The sequence below is a fragment of the Chryseolinea lacunae genome (assembly GCF_016735595.1).
GTDB lineage: Bacteria > Bacteroidota > Bacteroidia > Cytophagales > Cyclobacteriaceae > Chryseolinea > Chryseolinea lacunae.
In genome coordinates this window covers 249106-261640 of sequence record NZ_JAERRB010000005.1, presented here as the reverse complement: position 1 = coordinate 261640, position 12535 = coordinate 249106, and the positions used below count along the sequence as shown (strand labels likewise).

The window sequence follows — 12535 nt, the reverse complement described above, 5'->3', positions numbered from 1 at the left end:
TTCATTTTAATCGTTAATTTCCATTTAGCAACTCTTGTTTATCCATGGGTTTTTTACAGAAGCGGATGAAGAAGTTAAGCGAGGTTTTCAATTCGATCATTGAAAAACCGCTGCTTACGTCTACGCTTGTTTTGATATTGGTGACCATTCTCGTGCTGGGGCTCAGCATGAAGTATTACCTCACGGAGTTTGACTCGTTCATACCGCAGATTCTGGCCGAAGCACACGGCATGATCTTCGATATCGCCGTGATCGGTATTCTCATTTTCTGGCTCAACCAGAACGGCGAGATCCGTCAGCGCATACGCACCTATAAAGATGAGATCGACGACTTCCGGTTGTGGGAGTCTGAAGAAGCGGCCTTTCGAACGGTGGGGAACATCAAGCGTCTGAACCGTCACAAAATTCACGAGATCAATCTGGTGAACTGCTACCTGGCCCGCACCAACCTGAACTATGCGAACCTGGCCGGTTCGAATATGAATTCCGCCAACGTGTCGCAGTCGTCGCTCATCGAATCAAACCTCGAAAATGCACGGCTCAATCAAACCAACTTCGAGAACTCCAACCTAAACCAGGCCAACCTCAAGGGCGCGTATGCCAGCGGTGCAAACTTCAAGGATGCATTTCTCATCAAAGCTCATTTCGAAAATGCGTTTCTCATCAAGGCCAACTTCAACAATGCTTTCCTGATGGAGTCCGATCTGCAGGGGTGTTACCTGATGGGCGCTGACTTTGAAAATGCCAGCCTCTACAAAGCCGACCTTCGCGGCGCAAAAGGCCTGACGGTAGAGCAACTTGCCAAAGTAAAAACACTGTATCTGGCCAAGTTCGACGACGAAATTCTGGAGCAAATCAAGACCAACCTGCCAACCCTCGTAGGGACCTGATTTTTGCATTTATTAATAAAGGTATTACATTTGTGCATCGGCAACGGTTTCAGCGATGAGACCGTTGTTTCTTTTTTTGACCTCTATCGAACAAATCAATGAGGTCATTTCCGAAAATTTCGTTTAGAAAAAATGTAAGTTATGAGTAAAAAAATATCATACTACACCAAAGAAGGATTGGAGAAGTTGAAGGGCGAACTCACGCACCTGAAATCGAAAGGCCGGTCGGACATTGCGTACCAGATTGCGGAAGCGCGCGACAAAGGCGACCTCAGCGAGAATGCTGAATATGATGCTGCAAAAGATGCACAAGGTCATCTTGAGGCAAAGATTGCGCAATTGGAAGACCTCGTGTCGAACGCACGCCTGCTGGACGAAAACAACATCGATACCTCGAAGGTGTCTATTCTATCGAAGGTCACCATCAAGAATAAGAAGAACAATGCTTCTGTAACCTACACCCTGGTGTCGGAAGAAGAAGCCGATTTGAAAGCCGGCAAGATCTCTACCATGTCGCCCATCGGCAGAGGTTTGCTGGGTAAAAAAATAGGCGAGACCGCCACCATCAAAACGCCCGCCGGCGAAATGGAATTTGAAGTGATGAAGATCACCAGCTAGTCAAACACACGCGACGAAACAACATCGCCCATGGCCTCCATCTTCACCCGCATCATCAACCGCGAAATTCCCAGTCACATCGTGGCCGAAGACGAACGCTACATCGCGTTCCTCGACATCAGCCCGTTGACCACCGGCCACACGCTGGTGGTGCCCAAGCTGGAAGTAGACTACCTGTTCGACCTCGACAACGATACGCTGGCAGGCCTCAACGTGTTCGCCAAAAAAGTAGCACACGCCATCCAAAAAGCAGTGCCCTGCGTGCGCATTGGCGTGTCGGTCATCGGCCTCGAAGTGCCGCATGCGCACGTGCACCTCATCCCCATGAATGTGACAAACGATGTGAACTTCTCACGTCCCAAACTCACGCCTACACAAGCTGAGCTGAGCGCAGTCGCGGAAGCCATCCGGAAAAATCTGTAATGTTGCGTTGACGGTCGCTGTCTTTCAGGCGATCGCAGACATCAACATCCTGAAAAAACAAAAGAGCTGCCTCGAAAGAAGCAGCTCTTTGTTTTAAGCGCAGCGCGGAGTTAGTCCAACGCCTTCACGCCGGGCAACACTTTGCCTTCGAAGTATTCGAGCAGTGCACCACCACCGGTTGACACGTAGCTTACCTTGTCGTTGAAACCAAACTGGGCAACGGCTGCCGCAGAGTCGCCGCCACCAATGAGTGAGAAGGCTCCCTTTTGGGTTGCTTCCACCACGGCTACGGCCACGGCTTTTGTGCCCGCTGCAAATTTTTCCATTTCAAACACGCCCATAGGCCCGTTCCACAAAATGGTTTTCGATTCGCTCACAGCTTTGCTGAACACGGCGATCGATTGGGGGCCAATGTCCAACCCCATCCAGCCATCCTGAATGGCGTGGTTGTTGGCGATGGCGGTGTTGGCGTCGGCTGCAAATTTGTCGGCCACTACCGAGTCGATGGGAAGCAACAGATCAACACCTTTTGCTTTTGCTTTTTGAATAAGTTCTTTGGCGAGCTCCAGCTTGTCTTCTTCTACCAGCGAGTTGCCGATGTGGCCACCCAGGGCTTTGAAGAAGGTATAGGCCATGCCGCCACCAATGATGAGGTTGTCTACTTTGTCGAGCAGGTTTTCGATGATGAGCAACTTGTCGCTGATCTTCGCGCCGCCCATGATGGCGGTGAAAGGTTTGTCGGCTTTCTCCATCACCTTCTTGGCATTGTCGAGTTCGGCGGCCATCACATAGCCTGCACATTTCTCGTTAAAGAATTGCGCCACAATGGTGGTGGAGGCATGCGCGCGGTGCGCGGTTCCGAAGGCATCGTTCACATAGATGTCGCCGTGTTTGGAAAGTTTTTCAGCAAAGGCCACATCGCCTTTTTCTTCCTGCTTATAGAAGCGAAGGTTTTCGAGAATCAACACTTCGCCGGGCTGCAGGGCGGCCGACAGTTTGAACGCTTCTTCGCCAATGCAGTCGCCGGCAAATTTCACCGGCCGACCCAGCAACTGTTCTGTTTTGGCCAGCGTGTGTTTCAGAGAGTATTTATCTTCCGGTCCTTCTTTCGGACGGCCCAGGTGCGACATGAGCACGCAGCTTCCGCCGTCGTTCAGGATTTTGGTCAGTGTGGGGATGGTGGCGCGGATGCGGTTGTCGTCCGTCACGTTCAGACTCTTGTCGAGCGGAACGTTGAAATCCACGCGGATGAGTGCGCGTTTGCCTTTAAAATTAATGTCGTTGATGGTTTTCATAGGCTAAAAATTCTGGCTGTTTGTAATGATCGGGGACGAATTTAGGAAACTCGGCACAGTTATGGGCCGGCCCAAAGCTTATTTTTCAACAAACGTTTTCGGACTTGAAAATGCTTAATGGATGCTGTCTTATGTTAAAAAGCTTGTCACCCACTGTCATTGCAGCGCTTCATCATCCGCTCAGTGCTTCAACTTCGCCAGCGCTTCGTTCAGCTTCTGAATGGTGTCGGCATGACTCCCCTCGTGCTTGAACACGATGATGTGGTTCTCGTCGGTCACAATGTGTGTGGGGTAGTCTAGCAGGCTATAGTCGTCGTCGGCACGGTCGGCCAGCGCCACGGTGTAGCGGAAGGTGCGCAGGGCAGGCGAGGGCTGTGGAAACGACCTGGCGTTTGCATGCACGGCCGGAGCCACAAACGCGATGTTCCTTCCCGCTGCTTTTTGCACCACGTCGTTCAGCAAGGGCCACGCATCCATGCAGTCAACACACCACGGTGCCCAGAAAAACAACACGATTGCTTTTCCCTTTAAATGACCGGACGAAATCGTGTCGCCCTTCAGTGTGGCGAAGCGAAAGTCAGGCAACGGTTTGCCTACTTCAAACGTTTTTCGCTTGGCAAAGCCCGGATCAATGAGCGTGGCAAACGACACATCAAACGTGGGAATGAATTTGAGAATGCGCTCGAAGTGAACCGACTGAGGCATTGGCATGGTGAACTGCCAGTATCCAGCCGCATCGTCGATGGCTGCAACAAAACTATATTCATGGTGATAGGTGACGAGAAAAATTGCCTGGTGCAACGCGCCAAATGTTTTGAATGCCGTCAGCTCCAGAATCTCCAGTTCCGCACCACCCGGAACCTGCTCCTGCAGATTGGCAATGAGTTTTTTCTTCGTGGCCTCGTCGTTGTCATACTCCGATGGCACCACGTGTGTGACATACCTGGTGAAGTTCCGGTTGGTGAATGCGGCCGCCATGCGTTGTGCCTGGTTCATGGCCTCGTCCTTCGCTTCCTGTGCCAGCGAAGTTTGTGTCGTCAACCATAACGCCATCAGGTACGCCAGTTTTTTCATGGATCGTTTTTTACGTTGATCAGTAAGATATTTTGAAAAAACGTGTGCCACAAGACACTGTCCGTTTATGAATCAGTGTAGCCACACCTTCATCTGGTGTTCGGTCAGGTTTCCACCACACAGCACGGTAGCCACGGTGTGATTGGCGAAGCGACTTTTGTTTTCCAGCAACGCGGCAATGCCCAGTGCACCCGAAGGCTCTGTCGCCACGCCGCTGTGCAGGTGGATGAGCTTCATGGCTTGAATGATGGACGCTTCGTCCACCAGCAGCGCATCGTCTACCATGCCTTCCATGTCTTGCAGCGCTTGTGGCACGGGCAGGCGCACGGCCACACCATCGGCAATGGTGTTGACGCTTGGGTGGGTGATGATCTTTTTCTGTTGCCACGACTCCACCATAGCCGGCGCGCCTTTCGCCTGCACGGCAATGATGCTGGTGTGCGGGCTTCTTTCCTTATAGATGCGCGCGATGCCATTGAGCAGTGCGCCGTTGCCCAAGGCAATGAGCAATGTGTCGATGGGTTCCGGAAACTGTAGCAATTCCACTCCGATGGTGGCCGCGCCTTCCAGCGTTTCGATGTCGAGGCTGTCTTCCACGAAACGTCCACCCGAATGCTGCGCCACGCGGCGGGCTTCCAGTTTGGCGGCGTCAAAATCTTCGCCGTGCAAAATCACGTTCGCGCCAAAGTGTTTCATCTTCTCGACCTTGAGCGCATTGGCGTTTGTGCTGGCATAGACGGTGAGCGGCAGGTTTCGCTTGCGACAGGCGTAGGCCATGGCCTGCCCGAAGTTGCCGGCACTGGCACAACACAATGGCACGCTTGGGTCGGCTTCCGACACCAGCAAGTCGGCACCGCGTCCTTTGAAAGAGCGGATGGGGTTGAGTGTTTCTACTTTCAACACCACACGCGCACCGGTGACGCCACTCAACCCATCGTCCACAAATTGCGGGGTCTGCGAAAACACACGATCGATTTTCGCAGACACAGTGTCAATGCGTGCAAGAGAGAGGCGATGTGAAGCGTGCGACATATACCTGCGAGATCAATCGCCGAAACAGATGTTGAGACCTTTTGCTGCCTGAATGAGATACGAATCTGTTTTCACAAAATTATAATCGTTGGTGGCTTCTTCCAGCGTCACCGAATGTATGCCGTTGTTTTGGAACGCCACCATGCGTCCGAATCTTTGTTCGAGCACCAGCTCAAAAGCTTTCACACCAAACAAAGTTGCCAGCACGCGATCGAACGCCACGGGGCTGCCGCCGCGTTGCACATGGCCCAGCACGGTTTCACGTATCTCGGCGGTGCATCCGGCATCTTTCAATTGTTTGGAGAGTTGATAGGCCACACCACCAAGGCGCACGTGTTCAGAACCTTTGTCGTTGGCGGTGGAGTGTATAGTGCCGGTTTTGGGGCGTGCCCCTTCGGCAATCACGATGTTCACAAAGCCGCGTCCGTTCTTGTAGCGCAGCGCGATGCGTTTCACCAGCTTGCGGATGTCGTACGGAATCTCGGGTATCAGGCAAATTTCGGCGCCACCGGCAATGGCCGTGTGCACGGCAATCCACCCGGCATCGCGCCCCATCACTTCCATGATCATGACGCGGTGATGGCTCTCAGCGGTGGTAACGAGTTTGTCGAAACTGTCGGTGGCAATTTGCACGGCGGTTTGAAATCCGAACGTCATGTCGGTGGCCGAAAGGTCGTTGTCGATGGTTTTGGGCACGCCGATGATGGGGATGCCTTTGTCGTGCAACACCTTCGAAATTTTCTGGGAGCCGTCGCCGCCAATGTTGATCACGGCGTCGAAGTTCAGGGCTTTCAGTTTGGCCACAAGTTCGTCTGAGCGGTCCACAAATTTGGTGGAGCCGTCGGGTTGCAGCATGGGGAAGTTTATGGGGTTCGACTTGTTTGTCGTCTTGAGGATGGTCCCACCGCGCACGTGGATACCGCCGGTGATTTTAGAGGTGAGGCGGATAATTTCCTGCGGTTCGTTGAACACGCCATTGAAGCCTTCAATGCAGCCGTAGGTTTCCCACCCCTTTTCGCGACGGGCGCGTTTGGCGATGCCACGGATAACGGCGTTGAGTCCGGGACAGTCACCGCCTCCGGTGAGAATAAGGATCTTTTTTGACATGGCGCGATTTGGTTGTAGTCACCAATATTAAAAAAAATAGTTGGCAGTTAACACCGAAGTGACGAATGGTCAGGCGGTGCCGTTGGCGGCCGCACGGCGCAGGCGGTCGTTGATGGCGCGGCCCAGACCCTGGTCGGGCACGGGCTCGGACAGAATGATGTCGATGGGCATCTTGTCGAATTCCCGCAGCGCGGTGAAGAGGTTCTGTGCTGCTTCTTCGAGCGTGCCCGATGGTGCCAGCACAAATTGATAGGGAAACTTGTAGTCTTTCTGGAACGTGAGCAACCCGCACGTGAGTGCCGGGTAGCGACGCAGCAGCTCTTCTATTTTTCCGATCACCACCTTGTGTGTGGGCGCATAGTGGCTCTTGAGCTGACCGGGTGTTTTTGGATTGGACGACGAATAGGCCTGCACATTTACTTTGCCCACAACTTTTTCGATGGCTTCCACACTGAGGCCGCCCATGCGATAGACGATGGGCTTGTTGTTTTCAAACCCCACGATGGTCGACTCGATGCCGATGCCGCACTTGCCACCGTCGAGTATGTATTTTATTTTTTTGCCGAGTTGTTCGTTCACGTGCGCGGGACGTGTGGGGCTTACGTAGCCAAACGGGTTGGCGCTGGGTGCTGCCAGCGGAAAGGACAACGACGCCAGCAACTCACGGGTGAGCGCGTGGTCGGGACAGCGAAGCCCCACCGTGTCGAGGCCGGAGGTGACGAGGTGTGGAATGACAGGTTGTTTTTTCAACAAGAGCGTGAGCGGCCCGGGCCAGAAACGCTCGGCCAGCTTTGTGGCATTATCGGGAATATCCGCAGCATATTTGCTGACATGTGAAAAGTCCGGCACATGCACGATCAGCGGATCGAACGTGGGACGCTCTTTGACTTCGAAAATTTTTGAGACGGCTTCCGGCTTCAAGGCATCGCCGGCAAGACCATATACCGTTTCGGTAGGAATGGCCACCAACTCTCCGCTCTCCAGCAGCGCTTTCGCTTTTAAAATGTCGGTCCCTATCTCAGCCATTCAGGTATAGTGCTATTCCATCAATCATGCATGTTCTTGTTTCGCGATGCGAACTTAAAAACATCCATCCTGGATTCGTTCCTTCAATCTATAAAAAAAGATTTAGTGTGTGAAAGAAGGCGTGTTTTTATTCTTCAACAAAAATAAAATCGTTCAGTGGTTATAGAAATAAAAAAGTTTTTCTTATTTATAAAACAACAGTGCCCGTGCACATACCCATGATTCGCGCAATAAAAGTTTTATTCGACGCTTTATTTAAATTACCTTCAGCATGCGATTTACTTTACTCATCCTGGTCACACTCTTCAGTTTGTCGACGTATGGTCAGCAGGAAGATAAACAACTCACGGCCCGCGTGCAGGAAATCCTGAAAGGCTTCAAAGGTGTTGCCGGCGTTTATGTGCGACACCTCAAAACCGGCAAGACCGTGGCCATTCGTGCCGACACCGTTTTTCCTACGGCCAGCATGATCAAGATCCCCATCACACTGGGCATGTTCGACAAGATTGAGCAAGGCGCCATCGACTATCATGCTACACTCACCTATAAAGATTCATTGCTCTATGCCGGCGAAGACATTCTGGGGTCGTTCAAAAACGGCGAGAAGATAACGTTGAGCAAAGTGATGATGCTCATGATCACCACCAGCGACAACACGGCCAGCCTCTGGTGCCAGTCGCTTGCCGGCGGAGGCACAACGATTAACAGCCTGCTCGAAAAAAACGGACTGGTGAACACGCGCGTGAACTCGCGCACACCCGGCCGCGAAACCCACCGCGCCAAATACGGCTGGGGCCAGACCACACCCCGCGAAATGGCCGAGCTGGTGGTGCGCATTCGCGAAGGCAAGCTCATCAGCCCACGCGCCAGCGAACGCATCTACCGAAATCTTGTGCGCATCTATTGGGATAGCGAAGCGTTGTCGCAAATTCCACCCTATGTGCAGGCTGCATCCAAGCAGGGAGCCGTGGACCAGTCGCGTTCGGAAGTGGTGCTGGTAAACGCCCCGCATGGCGACTATGTGTTTTGTGTGATCACCAAAATGCAGGAAGACCAATCGTGGACACCCGCCAACGAAGGGTATGTGCTGTTGCGAAATGTGTCGCGCCTGCTGTGGAAATATTTTGAGCCGGATTCGCCCTGGACACCCGCGGCCAAGATCGAGGAATGGCATTGAGGATGCGTTCGTTTTTTTATAACACGTTGCTTAAGGGTTGACCTGCGTGCGAATATTTTTTAGCGTCGTATTGAAAATTCAAAGGAATAGCACATTTTAGTGGCGAAAGAAAAAATCAGAAAACATGAGCAACCGCACCCGTTCCATATTGAAAGCCATTGCTGTTATACTTGTGTTGCTCATGGTAGTGATGCAATTGCAATGGGTAATTGTTCCTGCCATTGTCGCCTATAAATTCTGGATCGTGGTGGTGGCGTTTGGCTTGCTGTTGATCAGTTCAAAGTAAACGCTTCACTTTGTCGGCCATTCGCAACATAGACACGTTGTTTTCGGTTTTGGCCGCCAGTTCTTCCACAGCCACCCACGCCAGCGCGTGCGATTCGTCAGAAAGGTGAAGTGAATTGTCGCGATCAGTTTCCAATAAAAAGCGCACATCATAATGAAGGTGTTCCGGAAAATCTTTCCGGGCGGGAATGGTGTGAATGTCCACATCAAACACCGACGCGTGGTGTGTGAAATTTCTTAACCCGGTTTCTTCTTCCGCTTCGCGAAGGGCCACATTCAAAATGTTTTCGTCTCCATCGGCATGGCCACCGGGTTGGAGCCAGCGGTTCAGCTTGGCATGATGGGTGAGTAGTACAAACTTCCGCGAAGGGTCCACAATCCACACAGAGCCTGTGAGGTGGCCGGGCAGGTGTGTGCGCTGGTAGGCATCGGGGTGTTGCAGCAAGTCGAGAAAGCGTGCGACAAAGGGGTGTTCGTCGGGCGAAGGCGAATAGGCGAGGAGTGCGGAAATCAGCGTTTGACGATTCACGTTTTTAGTTTGGCCGAAAGATACACCGGAACCCGAAACTGATTTATACCACTCATCTCTTCTCCGGAGAGTTGTTGTAAGGGTGGCTGAAAAATACTGCGTCCTACAGTAAATATGTGAGATCGAAAACATTTAAGAAGTCATGATAAAACGTACTCTACTGGCCGCGATGGCCATGATGCTGGTGGCGGGGTTCTGCCAGGCGCAGGCGAAATGGGTGAAGCTGTTCAACGGAAAGGACCTGAGCGGATGGAAACAGTTGAACGGCAAGGCACGCTATGAAGCGAAGAATGGTGAAATTGTAGGCACCACGGTGTTCAAAGAGCCCAACTCGTTCCTGGTCACGGAAGTGCCCTATGGCGATTTTATTCTCGAACTTGAATTCAAGCTCGACGCCGAAATGAACTCCGGCATTCAGTTTCGCAGCGAAAGCAAAGACGACTACCAAAACGGTCGCGTGCACGGCTATCAGATGGAAATAGATCCGTCGCTCCGCGCGTGGACCGGCGGCATCTATGATGAAGCCCGTCGCGGCTGGCTCTATTCATTGGAATATAATATCGACGCCAAGAAGGCCTACAAGAAAGCCGACTGGAACATAGCACGCATCGAATGCATCGGCCCTGTGATCCGCACCTGGATCAACGGTGTGCCCACGGCCAACCTTGTAGACAACCTCACCCTCAAAGGCTTCATCGGCTTGCAGGTGCATTCGGTTGGCAAAGAAGAAGAAAGCGGACAAAAGGTGCGCTGGCGCAACATCCGCATCCAGACCGAAGGCCTGAAGGCATCGGCACCCGATGGCATTTTTGTGATGAACACCTTGCCCAACCAATTGTCGGAGCAGGAAAAGAAAAACGGCTACACCTTGCTGTGGGATGGCAAAACCACGGCCAACTGGCGTGGTGCTTACAAAGACAAGTTTCCCGAGAAAGGATGGGAGATCAAAGATGGCGTGCTCAGCGTAGTGAAGTCGACCGGAGCCGAATCGGAAAACGGCGGCGACCTGGTGACCGACAAGGAATATGGTGCCATCGACCTGCAGTTTGAATTTAAACTCACCGAAGGCGCCAACAGCGGCGTGAAATATTTTGTAACGGAAAAAGAAGGCAACAAAGGCTCGGCCATTGGCCTGGAGTTTCAGGTGCTCGACGACGAGAAACATCCCGACGCCAAACTCGGTGCTGTGGGCAACCGAACACTGGCATCGCTCTACGACCTGATTCCTTCCCTGAAAACAAAAGGCAGCATTCGCCCCATTGGCGAATGGAACTTTGGCCGCGTGGTGGTTTATCCCGACAACCGCGTGGAGCATTGGCTGAATGGCTACAAGGTGGTGGAATATCAACGCGGCACGCCCATCTACAACGCGTTGGTTGCACGCAGCAAATATGCCAGCTGGGAAAACTTCGGCATGGCCGAAAAAGGTCACATCCTCTTGCAGGACCATGGTGACAACGTGTCGTTCCGCAGCATCAAGATCAAAGAATTGAAATAGTTTTTTTTTACGGTTCGGTTTAGAAGCAAAGAGTCCCCCGCCAGCTGGCGGGGGACTCTTTCTTTTTTTTGGTTCGGGCATTTCGTTTAGCGCACCCTGAAGGGTATCTCCACCTGTTGACGCGAGCTGTTGATGCCATAGAGATAACCGTCGCCTTTATACTTGCCAAAAAACTCCACAACCTCTTCCGGATCTTTCACGCGCACGCGGTTGATGGCGATGATCGTAAAATTTTCGGGCACGCCAATTTGTTTCAGAATGCTGTTGTCTTTGATCTTGAAAACCTTCACACCGTATTGTGTGGCCTCAAGCTGTGCACCAATGGCGGCGTTGCTGAAAATTTTCCGCTTGATAATTTCCGTGGTGCCGTTCAGGTTCACCAGCGTAAGGCTCGCCGTGGCCGATTTTCCGTCGCGTGTGTAGGTGAGCGAAATTTTGTCGCCGGGATAGTGATAGCTCAGTTCTTCTTCGAAGGCGCTTTGGCTGTTCACTTCGGTGGTGTTGATTTTGGTGATGATGTCGCCAGGCTTCAGACCCGCGGCCAGCGCGGGACCGGCTTTGTCGAGGCTTTCCAGCAACACGCCGTTAAAGGTTTTCACCGACGTGTTCAGATCATACTTCTTGGCGTTTTCATAGTTGTATTCAATCACGCTTCCGCCAATGAAGCCTTGCTGCACGATGCCGTATTTCACAAGGTCGTCAAAAACTTTTCGGGCAATGTCTACGGGAATGGCAAACGCATAGCCGGTGTAGGAACCGGTGCGGCTCAGGATGGCCGAGTTGATGCCCACCAGTTCGCCGCTCTTGTTCACCAGCGCACCACCGGAGTTTCCGGGGTTGATGGCCGCGTCGGTCTGGATGAACGACTCGATGGGAAATTTATCTTCGAGGATGCCAATGCGACGGCCCTTCGCGCTCACAATGCCCGCCGTGACGGTCGATGCCAGCGAGAACGGGTTGCCCACGGCCACTACCCATTCGCCGACCTGAAGCGTTTTGGAACTGCCCAGCGCAATGGCAGGCAATCCGGTTTCATTGATCTTGATCACCGCCAGATCGGTTGACGGGTTGGTGCCGATGAGTTCGGCGGGATAGATGCGTTTGTTATAGGTCACTTCGATGCGCTCGGCCGATTCGATCACGTGGTTGTTGGTGATGATGTAGCCGTCAGCAGAAAAGATGACACCCGAGCCGCTGCTCACCTGTGTGCGTCCGCCGGCGGTGCCTTCACCAAAAAACCAGTCCCACGTGGTGTAGGTGGCGCCGCGCGAAATGCTGTTAATATAAACGACACTCTGTGTGGCTTTAGACGCCGCCTCGCTGAAGTCGGTGGGCACCGCGGCCGTGCCCGATGCGGGGGCAGGTGTGTAGGAATTCTGTACTGCCGACGACGTGTCGCCTGCCGGCAATTCGTAGCGCACGGTGTTGAACTGTGGCTCGGTTTGCAGGTTCGACAATTCGGGTTTGATCACAAAAGAATAAAAGAGGAAGGCTCCCACAAAACCGGCCAGCCCACCTAACACAATGATTTTCAAAGCATTTTTCATGTTTTCCTGTAAAAAGTTAAACGTCCGTTTGGGA

Annotated in this window: 13 protein-coding genes; 6 read left to right on the top strand and 7 right to left on the bottom strand. The window is 52.6% G+C overall.

What is annotated here, in order from left to right; genetic code table 11:
* Nucleotides 1–65: 65 nt before the first annotated feature.
* The 3 genes from JI741_RS16645 to JI741_RS16635 all read left to right on the top strand — a co-directional run bounded on the left by JI741_RS16645 (nt 66) and on the right by JI741_RS16635 (nt 1931).
* Nucleotides 66–890: a pentapeptide repeat-containing protein gene (locus JI741_RS16645; protein ID WP_236676114.1), complete on the top strand. Its 825-nt coding sequence runs from the start codon at nt 66–68 to the stop codon at nt 888–890.
* A gap of 141 nt (nt 891–1031) precedes the next feature.
* The gene (greA, locus tag JI741_RS16640) at nt 1032–1508 is read left to right on the top strand and encodes a transcription elongation factor GreA (RefSeq protein WP_202011547.1); all 477 of its coding nucleotides are present in this window, start codon (nt 1032–1034) and stop codon (nt 1506–1508) included.
* 30 nt (nt 1509–1538) lie between these two features.
* Nucleotides 1539–1931: an HIT family protein gene (locus JI741_RS16635; protein WP_202011545.1), complete on the top strand. Its 393-nt coding sequence runs from the start codon at nt 1539–1541 to the stop codon at nt 1929–1931.
* 110 nt (nt 1932–2041) lie between these two features.
* Here the strand turns inward: JI741_RS16635 and JI741_RS16630 are convergent, their stop codons facing one another.
* From JI741_RS16630 to JI741_RS16610, 5 genes are all read right to left on the bottom strand, one after another.
* A complete protein-coding gene (locus JI741_RS16630) occupies nt 2042–3226 on the bottom strand; it encodes a phosphoglycerate kinase (protein WP_202011543.1) in 1185 nt (394 codons plus the stop codon).
* A gap of 180 nt (nt 3227–3406) precedes the next feature.
* Nucleotides 3407–4300, bottom strand: a complete 894-nt coding sequence (locus JI741_RS16625) for a TlpA family protein disulfide reductase (protein ID WP_202011541.1) — start codon at nt 4298–4300, stop codon at nt 3407–3409.
* A gap of 72 nt (nt 4301–4372) precedes the next feature.
* The gene (locus JI741_RS16620; protein WP_369411810.1) at nt 4373–5287 is read right to left on the bottom strand and encodes a threonine ammonia-lyase; all 915 of its coding nucleotides are present in this window, start codon (nt 5285–5287) and stop codon (nt 4373–4375) included.
* A gap of 57 nt (nt 5288–5344) precedes the next feature.
* Nucleotides 5345–6439: a 6-phosphofructokinase gene (locus JI741_RS16615; protein ID WP_202011538.1), complete on the bottom strand. Its 1095-nt coding sequence runs from the start codon at nt 6437–6439 to the stop codon at nt 5345–5347.
* A gap of 69 nt (nt 6440–6508) precedes the next feature.
* Complete coding sequence (locus JI741_RS16610; RefSeq protein WP_202011536.1) at nt 6509–7465, bottom strand: L-threonylcarbamoyladenylate synthase; 957 nt, start codon at nt 7463–7465, stop codon at nt 6509–6511.
* Nucleotides 7466–7736: 271 nt separating this feature from the next.
* Between JI741_RS16610 and JI741_RS16605 the strand changes: the two genes are divergently transcribed.
* Together JI741_RS16605 and JI741_RS16600 are read left to right on the top strand one after the other, a co-directional pair.
* Complete coding sequence (locus tag JI741_RS16605; RefSeq protein WP_202011533.1) at nt 7737–8642, top strand: serine hydrolase; 906 nt, start codon at nt 7737–7739, stop codon at nt 8640–8642.
* 124 nt (nt 8643–8766) lie between these two features.
* Nucleotides 8767–8928, top strand: a complete 162-nt coding sequence (locus JI741_RS16600) for a hypothetical protein (protein WP_202011531.1) — start codon at nt 8767–8769, stop codon at nt 8926–8928.
* On the opposite strand, the gene JI741_RS16595 is transcribed toward JI741_RS16600, so the two are convergent.
* Nucleotides 8920–9456, bottom strand: coding sequence for an NUDIX hydrolase (locus tag JI741_RS16595; protein WP_369411808.1), 537 nt, complete (start codon nt 9454–9456; stop codon nt 8920–8922). The genes JI741_RS16600 and JI741_RS16595 overlap by 9 nt on opposite strands.
* Before the next feature lie 142 nt (nt 9457–9598).
* Between JI741_RS16595 and JI741_RS16590 the strand changes: the two genes are divergently transcribed.
* Nucleotides 9599–10954 (top strand): 3-keto-disaccharide hydrolase, encoded by a 1356-nt coding sequence (locus tag JI741_RS16590; protein WP_202011528.1) that lies wholly within the window; start codon nt 9599–9601, stop codon nt 10952–10954.
* Nucleotides 10955–11040: 86 nt separating this feature from the next.
* Here the strand turns inward: JI741_RS16590 and JI741_RS16585 are convergent, their stop codons facing one another.
* The gene (locus tag JI741_RS16585; protein WP_202011525.1) at nt 11041–12501 is read right to left on the bottom strand and encodes a S1C family serine protease; all 1461 of its coding nucleotides are present in this window, start codon (nt 12499–12501) and stop codon (nt 11041–11043) included.
* Between the last annotated feature and the right edge of the window lie 34 nt (nt 12502–12535).